Source organism: Pseudomonas sp. NUPR-002 (assembly GCF_056322725.1).
Map to the genome: position 1 here is coordinate 5,866,392 of NZ_CM150476.1, position 14,995 is coordinate 5,881,386.

The window sequence follows — 14,995 nt, forward strand, 5'->3', positions numbered from 1 at the left end:
AACGGCCAGCTACAAATGCCAGGTTGGCGAGCACTGTTCGGACTCCGAAAGGGCGCAATGATTCCCCAAACGGTTCCGGACAGTCTCAAGTCAGAGTAAAACGAACCTACGAACGCAGGTCCTTAAAGCGCGCGATTATCCAGCAGGCTGCGTTACAACGCATCAGGCCAAGCAAACTATTTATGCTACAAACCCCCTTGTTTTCGTGCAAACAGGGGTTTTTTGCCATCAGATTTGTAACATAAATGTTACCGGGCCATCATTGACCAAATGCACCTGCATGTCAGCCCCGAACAGACCGCTGGCTACCGTGCCATGCTGCGCCTGTGCCCGGGCCAATAAATAGTCAAACAGTTCGGCACCGAGCGCCGGAGGCGCCGCGGTGGAAAAGCTTGGACGCAGACCACTTTGGGTATCTGCGGCCAGGGTGAACTGCGAAACCAGCAGCAACCCGCCGTCGATATCCTTGAGCGACAGGTTCATCTTGCCCTGCGGGTCGCTGAACACCCGATAGTTAAGCAGCTTATGCAGCAATTTATCGGCGTGCGCCTGGGTGTCGCCCGGCTCGACGGCGACCAACACCAACAAACCCTGGTCAATCGCCCCTACGGTTTTGCCTTCGACATCGACCCGCGCACCACGTACGCGCTGCAGCAGCCCCTTCATGCTTCTTCCAGAGGCAGATCGAGCAAACGCCGGGCCATCTGGTCGGCAGCACGCACCAACGCATCGGTAATCCCCGGCTCGGAGGCAGCGTGACCAGCGTCGCGAATCACCTTCAATTCGCTGTTCGGCCAGGCCTGGTGCAGCGCCCAGGCGTTGTCCAGCGGGCAGATCACGTCGTAGCGGCCATGCACGATGACGGCTGGCAAATGAGCGATCTTGGGCATGTCACGGATCAGTTGGTCTGGTTCAAAGAACGCATTATTGGTGAAGTAGTGGCATTCGATACGGGCGATCGACAGTGCCCGCTGTGGTTCAGAGAACCGATCGACCACCAACGGGTTAGGGCGCAGCGTTGCAGTGCGGCCTTCCCAGGTGGACCAGGCCTTGGCTGCATGCATCTGGGCAATCTGGTCGTTGCCGGTCAGGCGCTTGTGGAAGGCTTTGACCAGGTCGCCGCGCTCTTCGGCCGGAATCGGCGCGATATAGTCCTGCCAATAGTCCGGGAACAAGCGGCTGGCGCCAGCCTGGTAGAACCATTCGATTTCTTGCGGGCGGCACAGGAAGATACCGCGCAGAATCAGGCCGTGAACGCGCTCGGGGTGCGTCTGGGCATAGGCCAGGGCCAGGGTCGAACCCCAGGAGCCGCCGAACAGCACCCACTTTTCGATACCCAGGTGCTTGCGGATGCGCTCCATGTCTTCGACCAGGTGCCAGGTGGTGTTGTTTTCCAGGCTGGCATGGGGAGTGGAGCGCCCGCACCCACGCTGATCGAAGGTGACGATCCGGTACAGGTTGGGATCGAAGTAGCAACGGCTCTGGGCATCACAGCCAGCACCCGGGCCGCCATGGATGAACAGTACCGGCAGACCCTCCGGCGAACCGCTCTCGTCGACATACAGCACATGCGGTGCTTCCACGGCCAGATCGTGCCGTGCGTAAGGTTTGATCTGCGGGTACAAGGTCTGCATTACGCACTCCGTGTGGGAATTATTCTGCCGTTGGGCATCATAAACCTGAATTGCGCTTTGAGCATGTCCCTGTGTTGCGCACAGGGACGTTATTGCTCGCTTTGCCGGTTCCCACAGGTGTCAGTACAGACGAATCGATTGAGGTCGGGGCGTTGGCTCCCTCCCAAGATCAGGCCTGGTAACGCTCCCGTCCCCAGGCCAGCACTGTCTCCAGCAATTTACGCAACACCACCTGGGTCGGTTGCGCCAGGTCTTCGCGATACTTGAACGGCTCGACCTCTTCCATATAGGTGCTCTGCGCCAACTCCAGCTGCACGGCATGGATATTGTTGGCCGGGTCGCCGTAATGGCGGGTGATGTGGCCGCCTTTGAAGCGGCCATTGAGTACGTGACTGTACTGCTTGGCTGTGGCGCAGACGTCTTGCAGTCGTTCGGCAAGCTGAGGATCACAACTGGCGCCATTGAAGGTGCCAAGGTTGAAGTCGGGCAGTTTGCCTTCGAACAGGTGCGGGATGTGCGAGCGGATCGAGTGCGCATCCCACAGCAGCGCATAGCCGAACTGCTCGCGCAGGCGCGCCAGCTCTTTGCCGATCGTCTCGTGGTAAGGACGCCAGATGTTGTCCAGGTACTCGGCACGCTCTTCCGGCGAAGGCTCCTTGCCCGCCTGGAACAGCGGCTCGCCTTCAAACAGTGTGGCTGGATACAGGCCTGTAGTAGCCCCGGCGTACAGTGGTTTATCGTCGTCCGGGCGGTTCAGGTCGATCACAAAGCGCGAGTATTCAGCCGCTACCACACTGGCACCCAGCTCACGGGCAAAGTCGTACAACTGCGGAATATGCCAGTCGGTATCGGGCAGGCTTTGCGCTTGCGCTACCAATCCGGCCTTGACCACCGGCGTCAGGCGCAGGCCGGCGTGCGGCATGCTGATCAGCAGCGGCAGGCTGCCTTGGTGAAAGCTCAGTACCTTGTCCATAGGCCCTCCTTCAATTGAAAATTTCACGGCCCAGGCGCACCACCCGCTTGGGCAGGTCACCGCCCAGCCAGTAGCACAGGTCTGCCGGACGCTCGATCTGCCAGGCGACAAAGTCGGCGACCTTGCCGACCTCCAGCGAACCATGGCTGTGGCCCAGCCCCAACGCCGTTGCCGCATGCGTGGTGACGCCGGCCAGGGCTTCTTCCGGCGTCATGCGGAACAGGGTACAGGCCATGTTCATCATCAAGCGCAGCGACAGGGCCGGCGAGGTGCCCGGGTTCAAGTCGCTGGCAATCGCAATCTTCACCCCATGCTTGCGCAAGGCATCCATCGGCGGCAGTTGGGTTTCGCGCAGGAAATAGAAAGCGCCTGGCAGCAAGACCGCGACAGTACCGGATTTGGCCATGGCGATGGCATCGTCTTCGGTCATGAACTCCAGGTGATCCGCCGACAGCGCCTGATAGCGCGCCGCCAAGCTCGATCCGTGCAGCGACGACAGCTGTTCGGCATGCAACTTCACCGCAAGCTGCAGTTGCTGAGCCTTGATGAACACGCGCTCGACCTGTGCCGGAGAAAAGGCCAGGTATTCACAGAAGGCATCCACCGCATCGACCAGCCCCTCAGCGGCCAGGGCCGGGAGCATGTCATCGCAGATGTGGCTGATGTAATCGTCCGCCCGATCCTTGTATTCCGGCGGCAAGGCATGGGCCGCCAGGCAGGTGCTGCGTACGGTCAGCGGCAACTCCTCACCCAGACGACGAATCACCTTGAGCATCTTGCGCTCGTTGGCCAGATCCAGGCCATAGCCAGACTTGATCTCCACGGTGGTCACGCCATCGCGCATCAATGCCTGCACCCGCTGGCGAGCGCTGGCCAACAGCTCATCTTCGCTCGCCGCACGGGTGGCACGTACGGTGCTGGCAATACCACCGCCTTGTGCGGCGATTTCGGCATAGCTGACCCCCTGCAAGCGCTGCTCGAATTCGCCGCTACGATTGCCACCGAAGACCGCGTGGGTGTGACAATCAATCAGCCCCGGCGTGACCCAGGCGCCGCCCAGGTCCACGGTTCTGTCAGCGTTCAGGGTCGGCAGCGACGCGCGCGGTCCGATCCATTCGATGTGACCGCCACGGGTGACAATCGCCGCATCCTCGATGATCGAGTAAGTGCCTTGGGCCATGCTCGCCACATGGCAGTGCTGCCAGAGGGTTTTCATGCAATCGCTCCGTTTTTAGCGTTGAAGTTGAGACGGATCCTGGGCCACCAATGCTGCATTCTTCGCTGCCCGCGGCTTGCACCACAGCAGGTAGGACGCAACCAGGAACAGCACCCAGACCAGGCCAACCAGCAGCGCCGCCTGAGTATCCGGAAAATAACCGAGCACGCCGAACACAAACAGCATGAAGGCAATCGCCGCCGCCGGCCCGTACGGCCAGAACGGTACCGGGAACTTGAGTTCGGCAACTTGCTCAGGCGTCATGCTGCGGCGCATGGCAACCTGGGTGAGCAGGATCATCAGCCAGACCCAGACCGTCGCGAAGGTGGCGATCGAAGCGATCAGCAGGAACACGTTTTCCGGAATCAGGTAATTGAGCACCACGCCACCGAGCAACGCCGCGCCCATGACCAGTACGGTCATCCACGGCACACCGTGGCGCGAGATCTTGGCGAAACCTTTTGGTGCATGCCCTTGCTGGGCCAGGCCGTACATCATTCGCCCGGCACCGAAGATATCGCTGTTGATCGCCGACACCGCCGCCGAGATCACCACGATGTTCAACACCGTTGCCGCCGAGCCAATGCCCAGGTTGTTGAAAATCTGTACGAACGGGCTGCCCTGGCTACCAATCTGCGGCCATGGGTACAGGCACATCAGCACGAACAGGGTGAGCACGTAGAACAACAGAATACGCATCGGTACTGCGTTGATCGCTTTGGGCAGTACACGTTGCGGGTCTTTGGCTTCACCGGCGGTGATGCCAATGATCTCGATGCCGCCAAAGGCGAACATCACCACGGCAAACGAGGCGATCAGGCCCGCAATACCGTTGGGCATGAAGCCGCCATGGGCGAACAGGTTGCTGACACCTACCGCGTTTTCAGCACTGGCGTTGTTCAGGCCAAAGATCATGATGCCGAAACCGGCGAGGATCATCGCGACGATGGCGCCGACCTTGAGCAGCGACAGCCAGAACTCCATTTCGCCGAACACTTTGACGTTGCACAGATTCAGGCCGCCAATCACGAAGACGATGCCCAACACCCAGATCCAGCGTGCGACTTCCGGAAACCAGAAGCCCATGTAGATGCCGAATGCCGTGACGTCAGCGAGGCAGACGATGATCATCTCAAAGGCATAGGTCCAGCCGAGGATGAACCCGGACATCGGCCCCAGGTAGGTGCTGGCATAGCTGCCAAATGAGCCGGAGACGGGATTGTGCACAGCCATTTCGCCCAGTGCGCGCATCACCATGAAGACGGCGGCGCCACCGATCAGGTAGGCCAGCAAGACTGCCGGACCAGCCATCTGAATGGCCGAGGCAGAACCATAAAACAGCCCGGTACCGATCGCCGAGCCGAGCGCCATAAAACGAATATGACGGGCCGTCAGGCCACGTTTGAGCCCTTCTGCTTGTTGCATGTCACGTCCTTATTGTTGTTCTGGTCGTGAGGGGAATGATCGCGGGGCAAGCCCGCTCCCACTGCAGACAATCTGTGGGAGCGGGCTTGCCCCGCGATAGGCTGAATTACAGGCTAGGCAGCACCTTGGCCGGCAGCAGACCGGTCAGTGTGCCTTCAGCCAGCAAGGCGATTGCCGCCTCGATGTCAGGGGCAAAGAAACGGTCTTTCTCGTAGAACGCCACTTTGCCACGCAGCGTCTGGCGCGCCTGCTCAAGCTTCACCGAGGTTTTCAGACCTTCACGCAGGTCCAACCCCTGAGCCGCCGCCAACCATTCCACAGCAACTACGCCACGGGTGTTCTCAGCCATTTCCCACAGACGCTTACCAGCAGCCGGCGCCATCGACACATGGTCTTCCTGGTTGGCCGAAGTCGGCAGGCTGTCGACGCTGTGCGGGTGGGCCAGTGCCTTGTTCTCACTGGCCAGTGCCGCAGCGGTCACCTGGGCAATCATGAAGCCGGAGTTGACCCCACCATTGGCCACCAGGAACGGCGGCAGCTGGGACATGTGCTTGTCCATCATCAGCGAGATGCGGCGTTCGCTGAGCGAGCCGATTTCGGCAATGGCCAGGGCGATGTTGTCGGCGGCCATGGCTACTGGCTCAGCATGGAAGTTACCCCCGGAAATCACATCACCTTCGTTGGCGAACACCAGCGGGTTGTCGGACACCGCGTTGGCCTCGATCCCCAGCACTTCGGCAGCCTGGCGCAGTTGCGTCAGGCAGGCGCCCATGACTTGCGGCTGGCAGCGCAGCGAGTACGGGTCTTGAACCTTGCCGCAGTTCTGGTGCGAGGCGGACACCTCGCTGCCGTCGCCGAGCAAGTCGCGATAGCAGGCCGCGGCGTCGATCTGACCACGCTGACCACGGGCGGCGTGGATACGGGCATCGAACGGCGAGCGCGAGCCAAGCACCGCTTCAACCGTCAGAGCACCAATCGAAGTGGCTGCTGCGAACAGGTCCTCACCTTCGAACAGGCCGCGCAACGCATAAGCAGTCGAGGCCTGGGTGCCGTTGAGCAGCGCCAGCCCTTCCTTGGCCGCCAGGGTCAGCGGCTCAAGGCCAGCGACCGCCAGGGCTTCGGTGGCAGGCAGCCACTGGCCGTTGTGGCGTGCCTTGCCTTCACCCAGCAACACCAGCGACATGTGCGCCAGCGGTGCCAGGTCGCCGGACGCGCCCACCGAGCCTTTCAGCGGAATGTGCGGGTAAACCTCGGCATTGACCAGGGTGATCAGCGCGTCGATGACTTTGCGGCGAATACCGGAGAAACCACGGCTGAGGCTGTTGATCTTGAGCACCATGATCAGGCGCACCAGGGCATCGTCGAGCGGCTGTCCCACGCCAGCGGCGTGCGACAGCACCAGCGAACGCTGCAGGTTTTCCAGGTCGTGGCTGGCGATGCGGGTCGATGCCAGCAGACCGAAACCGGTGTTGATGCCGTAGGCGGTGCGGTTTTCCGCAAGAATTTGCTCGACACAGGCCACGCTGTCATCGATCTGCTGATCGGCGCTGGCATCCAGCTTGAGGGTTACTGGCTGCTGGTAGATCGCACGCAGCTGAGCCAGGGTCAAGGTGCCAGGCTTCAGGGTCAATTCAGTCACGTTAATGCTCCGTACTCGTGAGGCGCTATGGCCTGCATAGTTATCAGTATCAACCATTTGGCGCAGATCAGCCTGTGATCATCGGCAGGTTCAAACCTTGTTCCTTGGCACAGTCGATGGCGATCTGGTAACCGGCATCGGCGTGACGCATAACACCGGTGGCCGGGTCGTTGGTCAGGACGCGAGCGATACGTGCAGCCGCCTCGTCGGTACCGTCGCAGACGATGACCATGCCCGAGTGCTGGGAGAAGCCCATGCCCACGCCACCACCGTGGTGCAGCGAGACCCAGGTGGCGCCGCTGGCGGTGTTGAGCAAGGCGTTGAGCAGCGGCCAGTCGGAGACGGCGTCGGAGCCATCACGCATGGATTCGGTTTCACGGTTAGGGCTCGATACCGAGCCGGAGTCGAGGTGGTCGCGGCCAATCACGATCGGTGCCGACAGCTCGCCGCTGCGTACCATTTCGTTGAATGCCAGGCCGAGCTTGGCACGCAGGCCCAGGCCTACCCAGCAGATACGCGCTGGCAGGCCCTGGAAACTGATGCGCTCGCGGGCCATGTCCAGCCAGTTGTGCAGGTGCGCGTCGTCCGGGATCAGTTCCTTGACCTTGGCGTCGGTCTTGTAGATGTCTTCGGCATTACCCGACAGCGCCGCCCAGCGGAACGGACCAATACCGCGGCAGAACAGCGGACGGATGTACGCTGGGACGAAGCCTGGGAAGTCGAAGGCATTGCTTACACCCTCCTCCTTGGCCATCTGACGGATGTTGTTGCCATAGTCGAAGGTCGGCACGCCTTGCTTCTGGAATTCGAGCATGGCTTGAACGTGCACGGCCATGGATTGCTTGGCGGCTTTGACCACGGCAGCAGGTTCGGTCTGGGCGCGGTCGCGATACTGCTCCCAGGTCCAGCCGGCGGGCAGGTAACCATTGAGTGGGTCGTGGGCGCTGGTCTGGTCGGTGACCATGTCCGGACGCACACCGCGCTTGATCAGCTCAGGCAGCACTTCTGCAGCGTTACCCAGCAGGGCGACGGAGATGGCTTTGCCTTCGGCGGTGTATTTGGCGATGCGGGCCAGGGCGTCATCCAGATCCTTGGCCTGTTCGTCGACATAACGGCTGCTCAGGCGGAAGTCGATACGGCTCTGCTGGCACTCGATGTTCAGCGAGCAGGCACCGGCCAGGGTTGCGGCCAGCGGCTGGGCGCCGCCCATGCCACCGAGGCCAGCGGTCAGCACCCACTTGCCCTTGAGGCTGCCGTTGTAATGCTGGCGGCCAGCTTCTACGAAGGTTTCGTAAGTGCCTTGAACGATGCCCTGGCTGCCGATGTAGATCCAGCTGCCAGCGGTCATCTGGCCGTACATGGCCAGGCCCTTGGCATCCAGTTCGTTGAAGTGTTCCCAGTTGGCCCAGTGCGGTACCAGGTTGGAGTTGGCGATCAGCACACGCGGCGCGTTGGCGTGGGTCTTGAACACGCCGACCGGCTTGCCCGATTGCACCAGCAGGGTCTCGTCTTCGTTAAGGTTGGTCAGGCTCTCGACGATCTTGTCGTAGCACTCCCAGTTACGCGCGGCACGGCCAATACCACCGTAAACCACCAGCTCTTTCGGGTTTTCGGCCACTTCCGGATCGAGGTTGTTCATCAGCATGCGCAGCGGCGCTTCAGTCAGCCAGCTCTTGGCGGTGAGCGTGTTGCCACGTGCAGCGCGGATTTCAACGTCACGGAATTTATTGGATTTATTGTCGGTCACGGAAACGGCTCCTAAGCGATCAGTTCAAACCAACCCAGGCATTGGGTGTGTGATGATGCTTATACAAACACATATTTACTTGTATGTACAAGCATAGGCAATTGAAAAACCAACTCACCGCCATCCCCCTGGAACCGGCTGGAACGCAGGCAGCAGAGCGCCGCAACGCGCGGGAATGGCGATGAAAAAAATTTCTCAAGGGATAAGCCGTGCAGCAAAACCGACCAGTGGCGTTGCACCACCTCGGGTCAGCCTCAGCCGATTTGCTCGGCCGAGGCATAACTATTTCACTGAGCGATGAGTTCGATCAGGCAGCAACGGCCTTGCACGTTCAAGGTTTGCAAGGTGGCGTTGGCTTCAAGCTGCAAGCAGTCGTAACGACCAAGCTGCAGCGGCTGTTCACCGTTCAGTGCCACCTCCACATGGGCCGCAGCAGCAAACAACAACAGCGTCGAAGCAGAACTGAATACCCGCTGGCTGCCATCGAGCCACTGCAAACGGGCGCGGTAACGCTCGGGCGAATAGATCAGGTTGAAGTCGCGGATCGAACCGCCGAGCAAGGTACAGCTGACCTGGCTTTCGCCACCGAAGGCAAACGCATCGAACGGCTGCAGCGGCCGGGTGGCCTGGCCATCGACGTGCAAACGCATGCCCTCACCTTCGAGCACGGTGATGATGCGCTGATACCCGGCAAAACTGGAAAAGCCACCCGATTCGGCGATATCGGCAATCGACAGCCGCCAGCCGAAGCCTTCCAGGCCTTCGCCTGCGTCGCGGGCAATCTCTTCGGTACTGCCGCCACCGTTTTTCCACGGCATGCGGGGGTAATCTTTGGCGCGTAAAACCTGCAACTGGCTCATTTACTGAAGCGTCCTTCCAGACGGTGACGGGAACCGGGGTGAATCAGACGAGCGGCAGTCACCGGCTGACGCCCCGACCAGGTACGACGGCGAATCAGCAAGCACGGCTCGCTCGGTTCGATCTGCAACAAACGGCACTCCTCCGGCTCGGCGAGGATCGCTTCGACCACGTGCTCACCCTCGGTCAGCGGTGCGACCTGCGACAGGTACGCGTAGGGCGTCTGCCGGGTGAAGTCCTGCTTGAGGTAATCCGGGGCGATCTGTGCGTTGACGAAGCGGTCTTCGATCTGCACGGCAATACCGTTCTCGTAGTGCACGATCAGCGAGTGAAACACCCGCTGGCCCTCTCGCATGTCCAGGGCCAGGGCGCGCTCGGAGCCCGCCGCTTCCTCGGCCAGGGTGATCACCTTGCAGGTGTGCTGATGGCCACGGGCGGCGATTTCGTCGGCGATGTTGTTGACTTCAAACAGCGCTGAGCGGGTCTTGGGCTCGGCCACAAAGGTACCAACGCCTTGCATACGCACCAGCAGCCCTTCGGCGGTGAGTTCACGCAAGGCGCGGTTGATGGTCATGCGGCTGAAGCCCAATTCACTGACCAGCTCACTTTCCGACGGCACGCGGTGATGCGGCGGCCAGCTACCGTTCTGGATCTGCTGGGCAATCATCTGCTTGACCCGGGCATACAGTGGCGCCGGCCCCTCGCCCATCTGGGCAACCAGCGCGGAGACAGGAGGTGTCGGCACGGAAATATCCTTGTTCGGTTGAATGAACGTAGCTTGCCGGAGTTTACCCAGCAGGCAAACGTCTGTATATGTATATACAAATAATCACAATGAGGTGTTGCACCGATGTCCGTCTTCTTTGCCGAGCGCGCTCTGCTGCCTACGGGCTGGGCCGAAAACGTCCGAATCGAGGTCGGTGCCGATGGTTTGCTCAGCCGTATCCAGCCTGACGCCCAGGCAGAAGGCGCCGAACGGCTGGCTGGTCCGTTGCTGCCGGGCATGCCCAACCTCCACTCGCATGCCTTCCAGCGGGCGATGGCCGGGTTGGCAGAAGTCGCGGGCAACCCTAACGACAGCTTCTGGACCTGGCGCGAACTGATGTACCGCCTGGTCGGCAAGATCAGCCCCGAGCAATTGCAGGTCATCGCCCGCCAGCTGTACATCGAGATGCTCAAGGCCGGCTACACCTCCGTTGCCGAGTTTCACTACGTGCACCATGACAGCCATGGCCAGGCCTATGCCGACCCGGCCGAGTTGTCGCTGCGTATCAGCCAGGCGGCCAGCGCCAGCGGCATCGGCCTGACCTTGCTGCCGGTGCTGTACAGCCACTCCGGCTTTGGCGGGCAGGCACCAAACGACGGGCAGCGACGCTTTATCAACAGCACCGAACAGTACCTGAACCTGCAAGCGCGGCTGGCGCCGCACCTGGCGAAGCAGCCTGCCCAGGCGCTGGGCCTGTGCTTCCACTCCCTGCGCGCGGTAACCCCAGAGCAGATTGCCCAGGTGCTGGAGGCCAGCGACAAGGCCTGCCCAGTGCATATCCACATCGCCGAGCAACAGAAGGAAGTCGACGACTGCCTGGCCTGGAGTGGGCGTCGGCCGCTGCAATGGCTGTACGAGAACACCGAGGTTGATCAGCGCTGGTGCCTGGTCCACGCCACCCACGCCGAACCCGACGAAGTCGAGCTGATGGCCCGCAGCGGCGCCGTCGCCGGCCTGTGCCTGACCACCGAAGCGAACCTTGGCGACGGCATCTTCCCGGCAGTGGACTACCTGGCCCAGGGCGGACGCCTGGGAATCGGTTCCGATAGTCATGTATCGCTGAGCGTGGTCGAAGAACTACGCTGGCTGGAGTATGGCCAGCGCCTACGTGACCAGCGCCGCAATCGTCTGTATCGCGGCGATCAGCCGATGGTTGGACGGACCTTGTATGACGCCGCGTTAAGTGGCGGCGCGCAGGCGCTGGGACAGCCGATTGGTGAACTGGCCGTGGGCAAACGGGCGGACTGGCTGGTGCTTGATGGCGCCGATCCGTATCTGGCGACTGCAAGCGAGGATGGCATTCTCAATCGCTGGTTGTTCGCCGGAAGCGATCGTCAGGTGCGGGATGTGATGGTCAATGGCCAGTGGGTGGTGCGCCACGGGCGGCATGCCCAAGAAGAAGAAAGTGCGCAGGCGTTTGCCGGCGTTCTGAAGACAGTATTGAGCTGAGGCACAAGAAATGCCTTGCTCTCGGCAAAGGGCAAGGCATTAGGGTCGTACTTTGCTTTTCATTCAATTAAGCTTCTGACAAAAGAGGCTGATAAGTTCAATAGATTCAATCACCCTGCAAGCGCTCAGTCTTTTTTGGGATAAGTGTCGCTTGAGCAACTGCAGCAATTATCACCAACCAAAGAACAAGTGGATATTCATCGACACTGTTGGATACGTCACCAACGAAAAATATCTTTTCATATGTGACAACATCCAAATGCAGCGCGATAAAAAATCCATTAAACAAAAAACAAAAGAAAATACCCGTAAAACCCAAATCCGGACCTGTGAAAGCTCTCTTGAAGTGACGACCAAGACAAAGCCCGGCAATGAGCAAAATCAAGTACAACAGAAGCTTCAGTTATCCAGCCCCTCTTGTATACACCGACACACTAAAGCCTTCAAGCTCGATGGTGCAGTACTTTTCTTGTGTGCCCAAGGCACACGTACGGCATAAGCGGATCGTACAATCAACCACCTCCCAACTGATTTCAACCATCCTGGAAGCGCTCAGTCTTTTTAGGGATGAAAGTCGCATGCGCAACTACACCAATTAGCGCTGGAAAACCAACAAGTGGATATTCATCAACCCAGCTGGATATATCACCAAAAAACAGCAATCTTTCGTGCGTTACGATCCCCAGATGAACCGCCCCCAAAAGACAATTTAATAAAATACAAAAACTGCTCCTGAATAGCCTAGATCGGGACCAGTAAAAAAGCCCTTAAAAAATCGGCCTAGCCAAATTCCAAAAACAAGAAAGGCCAGATAAAGAAATAGCGTCACCTAGTTATCTCATCCTGAGCTGAACAGCCTGCAGAGATAAGACCTTGCGTCTTACCGGTGATGGTCATGTAACCGTAGCTCGCCATGCGCATTACTCCCTGTGGTCAGAGAGCGAGGCCTAGCGGGCAGGCACCAAGAGATATGTAGGGCGCTTCCGATAATTGTTACAGGAGCGGGTATTTGAGCGTCGCGGGGCAAGCCCGCTCCTACCGATGCGGTGGGAGCGGGCTTGCCCCGCGATCAGGCCATCAAGGCTTATGTACAGCGATATCGGTATCCGACACCCGCCAGATCAAACGGGTGGTGTCATACCCCTGCTGCCGCGCCTTGGCCAGCAAGCTCTCGCGCTGCCAGGCCGGAACGTTTGGCGTGCGCGACAGTATCCACAAGTACTTGCGATCCGGGTTGCCGACCAGTGCGGTCTGGTAGTCGTCGCCGATATAGAGCACCCAGTATTCACCTTTAGCGACGCCGGGCAGCACTTTCGAGAACCAGTTGTCGAACTCCACCCAGAGCTTGTCGGTTTTGCCCGGCAATTGCGCCGTGGCGGTACCACTGGCTTCCTGCCACTCGCCGTCCAGGGTCACGCAACGATTGAGCACACCCACCGAACCGTCCGGCCGCAGGTTGTAATGCGCTTCGGACTGGGCGCAGTCACGCTGGAAAAACATCGGCAAGCGCGCCAGCTCGAACCACTTGCCCTGGTAACGCTTGAGGTCGACATTGGCGACCGTCTTAGGCGGTATCGGCCCCGTCCCCGAATTTGATGCGCAGCCCCCTAGAATCAGGCCAGCACACAGGGCCAGCAGCAGATACACCGGTTTCATTATTTGAGCCCCTGCCCCGAGTACATCAGCACCTTGTCAGCAGCGTACTGCACGCTGATGAAGGTCTTTTCGTCACCCCAGGTGCAGCTGGACATACCCAATGCGCCAGAACAATCCTTAGGGGCGCCGAGCAGCTTTTCGACCTCGGCCTTGGTCATACCCGATTTGAGCTGTGAATAGTTTTCCTGATTGATCTTGTTGCACGCAGTCAGAAACACGCACAAGGACAGCAGGGCGAGGGAACGCAACGACATGAAAGGTCACTCCTGGACATGAGGGCATAGGCGCGGTGGCCTACTGACAGCTTAGAAGGGCAAAACCGCCTGTGGTTCCCAAGCCCCGGCGCTTTCCTGTAGCCATTTGCCTACCTTTGGTCGTATAGCGCGATTGGCGGTTAATCTTTTTCCAGCAACGGACGACACAGAAAGGCGCTGCGACGTTTTGCCGCGCCCTCCCCGTTGACCCGCCGTGTGCAGATAGACCTCGCAATGACAAAAAACCTGAAGTTCAGCCACAAAATCCTGCTGGCCGCCGCCCTGGTGGTCGCTGTTGCCTTTACCTGCTTTGTCCTGTTCAACGATTACCGCCAGCGCCAGACCTTACGCAACAACACCGAAGCCTCGATGCAGGAGCTCGGCAGCCTGACCAGCAGCAACATCCAGACCTGGCTGCAAAGCCGCGTGCAAATCCTGCAGTCGCTGTCCCAGCAACTGGCGGTTGAAGGCGCCAGCAAAGACACCCTGACGCGCAGTCTCAACTTTCCGGTGTACGGCAGCAATTTCCTCCTCACCTACTTTGGCGGCCAGGATGGCTACATGCAGTCGGTGCCGCTGGGCAGCCGCCCCGCCGACTACGACCCCCGCGTACGCGGTTGGTACAAGGCCGCCAGCAGCGCAGGCCAGACCATCATTACCGAGCCGTACATTTCAGCCTCCGCACAAAAACTGGTCATCACCCTGGCAACGCCTGTGCTGCATCAGGGCCAACTGATCGGCGTGAGCGGCGCCGACACCGATCTGGACAGCATCAGCGCGATCATCAACGCCCTGAACTTCGACGGTCATGGCCAGGCCTTCATCGTTAACGGTGACGGCAAAATCCTCGTGCATCCCGATGCCAAGCTGGTGCTCAAAGACCTCAGCGAAGCCTATCCACACAACACCCCGCAGATTGGCAAAGGCCTGAAGGAGGCTGAGCAAAACGGTCAGCAGCAGTTCATCACCTTCACCAAGGTCAACGGCGTACCCTCGGCCGACTGGTATGTCGCCCTGGTGCTCGATCAGGACTTTGCCTTTGCCATGCTCAGCGAGCTGCGCACTTCGGCGATTGTCGCCACGGTGATTGCGGTGCTGATCATCATTGCCTTGCTCGGCGTGTTGATCCGCGTGCTGATGGAGCCGCTGCACGCGATGGGCCGAGCCATGCAGGACATCGCAGAAGGCGAAGGCGACCTCACCCGCCGTCTGCGCATTCACGGCCAGGATGAATTCGGCAGCCTCGGGCAATCGTTCAACCGCTTTGTCGAACGCATCCATGAGTCGATTCGAGAAGTGTCTTCGGCCACTGGCCAGGTCAATGAAGTCGCCCTACGCGTGATCAGCGCCTCGAACGCTTCGATCCATAACGCCGACC

The 14,995-nt window shown here is 59.9% G+C and carries 13 protein-coding genes and 2 pseudogenes; 2 read left to right on the top strand and 13 right to left on the bottom strand.

The features are described from left to right. Window positions 1-228: 228 nt before the first annotated feature. From dtd to hutC, 9 genes are all read right to left on the bottom strand, one after another. Window positions 229-666 carry a D-aminoacyl-tRNA deacylase gene (gene dtd, locus ACVWSC_RS27020; protein WP_442110419.1) on the bottom strand — a complete coding sequence of 146 codons (438 nt, stop codon included), beginning with the start codon at window positions 664-666 and terminating at the stop codon, window positions 229-231. Beyond that, window positions 663-1,634, bottom strand: a complete 972-nt coding sequence (pip, locus tag ACVWSC_RS27025; RefSeq protein ID WP_133211291.1) for a prolyl aminopeptidase — start codon at window positions 1,632-1,634, stop codon at window positions 663-665. The genes dtd and pip overlap by 4 nt, the downstream gene beginning before the upstream one ends. Before the next feature lie 169 nt (window positions 1,635-1,803). Next, window positions 1,804-2,607, bottom strand: a complete 804-nt coding sequence (hutG, locus tag ACVWSC_RS27030; RefSeq protein ID WP_442110422.1) for an N-formylglutamate deformylase — start codon at window positions 2,605-2,607, stop codon at window positions 1,804-1,806. A 10-nt stretch (window positions 2,608-2,617) separates the two neighbouring features. Beyond that, window positions 2,618-3,823, bottom strand: coding sequence for an imidazolonepropionase (gene hutI / locus ACVWSC_RS27035; RefSeq protein ID WP_442110424.1), 1,206 nt, complete (start codon window positions 3,821-3,823; stop codon window positions 2,618-2,620). Window positions 3,824-3,838: 15 nt separating this feature from the next. Beyond that, on the bottom strand, window positions 3,839-5,248 hold the full coding sequence (locus tag ACVWSC_RS27040) for an amino acid permease (protein ID WP_442110426.1): 1,410 nt from the start codon (window positions 5,246-5,248) through the stop codon (window positions 3,839-3,841). 106 nt (window positions 5,249-5,354) lie between these two features. Next, on the bottom strand, window positions 5,355-6,887 hold the full coding sequence (gene hutH / locus ACVWSC_RS27045; protein ID WP_442110428.1) for a histidine ammonia-lyase: 1,533 nt from the start codon (window positions 6,885-6,887) through the stop codon (window positions 5,355-5,357). Window positions 6,888-6,954: 67 nt separating this feature from the next. Then, the gene (gene hutU, locus ACVWSC_RS27050) at window positions 6,955-8,634 is read right to left on the bottom strand and encodes a urocanate hydratase (protein WP_442110430.1); all 1,680 of its coding nucleotides are present in this window, start codon (window positions 8,632-8,634) and stop codon (window positions 6,955-6,957) included. A 287-nt stretch (window positions 8,635-8,921) separates the two neighbouring features. Then, window positions 8,922-9,494, bottom strand: a complete 573-nt coding sequence (locus ACVWSC_RS27055; protein WP_442110432.1) for a HutD/Ves family protein — start codon at window positions 9,492-9,494, stop codon at window positions 8,922-8,924. Next, complete coding sequence (hutC, locus tag ACVWSC_RS27060; RefSeq protein WP_442114385.1) at window positions 9,491-10,201, bottom strand: histidine utilization repressor; 711 nt, start codon at window positions 10,199-10,201, stop codon at window positions 9,491-9,493. The genes ACVWSC_RS27055 and hutC overlap by 4 nt, the downstream gene beginning before the upstream one ends. 141 nt (window positions 10,202-10,342) lie before the next feature. Between hutC and ACVWSC_RS27065 the strand changes: the two genes are divergently transcribed. After that, window positions 10,343-11,707: a formimidoylglutamate deiminase gene (locus ACVWSC_RS27065; protein ID WP_442110434.1), complete on the top strand. Its 1,365-nt coding sequence runs from the start codon at window positions 10,343-10,345 to the stop codon at window positions 11,705-11,707. Between the two features lie 106 nt (window positions 11,708-11,813). On the opposite strand, the gene ACVWSC_RS27070 is transcribed toward ACVWSC_RS27065, so the two are convergent. From ACVWSC_RS27070 to bamE, 4 genes and pseudogenes are all read right to left on the bottom strand, one after another. After that, window positions 11,814-12,098 (bottom strand): hypothetical protein, encoded by a 285-nt coding sequence (locus ACVWSC_RS27070; RefSeq protein WP_442110436.1) that lies wholly within the window; start codon window positions 12,096-12,098, stop codon window positions 11,814-11,816. 443 nt (window positions 12,099-12,541) lie between these two features. After that, a pseudogene (locus tag ACVWSC_RS27075) lies at window positions 12,542-12,622 on the bottom strand (type VI secretion system tube protein Hcp); the annotation flags it as partial. Window positions 12,623-12,784: 162 nt separating this feature from the next. Continuing rightward, window positions 12,785-13,363: a lipocalin family protein gene (locus ACVWSC_RS27080; RefSeq protein WP_442110438.1), complete on the bottom strand. Its 579-nt coding sequence runs from the start codon at window positions 13,361-13,363 to the stop codon at window positions 12,785-12,787. Then, window positions 13,363-13,617, bottom strand: a complete 255-nt coding sequence (gene bamE / locus ACVWSC_RS27085) for an outer membrane protein assembly factor BamE domain-containing protein (RefSeq protein ID WP_442110440.1) — start codon at window positions 13,615-13,617, stop codon at window positions 13,363-13,365. The genes ACVWSC_RS27080 and bamE overlap by 1 nt, the downstream gene beginning before the upstream one ends. A 234-nt stretch (window positions 13,618-13,851) precedes the next feature. Between bamE and ACVWSC_RS27090 the strand changes: the two are divergent. After that, window positions 13,852-14,889 (top strand): annotated as a pseudogene (locus ACVWSC_RS27090) (HAMP domain-containing protein); the annotation flags it as partial. Window positions 14,890-14,995 lie beyond the last annotated feature (106 nt).

What these genes read in the sequence shown, in the direction of transcription:
- hutC (WP_442114385.1), bottom strand. Translation starts at nt 10,201, where the DNA reads ATGGGCGAGGGGCCGGCGCCACTGTATGCCCGGGTCAAGCAGATGATT.
- ACVWSC_RS27040 (WP_442110426.1), bottom strand. Translation starts at nt 5,248, where the DNA reads ATGCAACAAGCAGAAGGGCTCAAACGTGGCCTGACGGCCCGTCATATT.
- hutI (WP_442110424.1), bottom strand. Translation starts at nt 3,823, where the DNA reads ATGAAAACCCTCTGGCAGCACTGCCATGTGGCGAGCATGGCCCAAGGC.
- bamE (WP_442110440.1), bottom strand. Translation starts at nt 13,617, where the DNA reads ATGTCGTTGCGTTCCCTCGCCCTGCTGTCCTTGTGCGTGTTTCTGACT.
- pip (WP_133211291.1), bottom strand. Translation starts at nt 1,634, where the DNA reads ATGCAGACCTTGTACCCGCAGATCAAACCTTACGCACGGCACGATCTG.
- ACVWSC_RS27055 (WP_442110432.1), bottom strand. Translation starts at nt 9,494, where the DNA reads ATGAGCCAGTTGCAGGTTTTACGCGCCAAAGATTACCCCCGCATGCCG.
- dtd (WP_442110419.1), bottom strand. Translation starts at nt 666, where the DNA reads ATGAAGGGGCTGCTGCAGCGCGTACGTGGTGCGCGGGTCGATGTCGAA.
- hutG (WP_442110422.1), bottom strand. Translation starts at nt 2,607, where the DNA reads ATGGACAAGGTACTGAGCTTTCACCAAGGCAGCCTGCCGCTGCTGATC.
- ACVWSC_RS27065 (WP_442110434.1), top strand. Translation starts at nt 10,343, where the DNA reads ATGTCCGTCTTCTTTGCCGAGCGCGCTCTGCTGCCTACGGGCTGGGCC.
- ACVWSC_RS27080 (WP_442110438.1), bottom strand. Translation starts at nt 13,363, where the DNA reads ATGAAACCGGTGTATCTGCTGCTGGCCCTGTGTGCTGGCCTGATTCTA.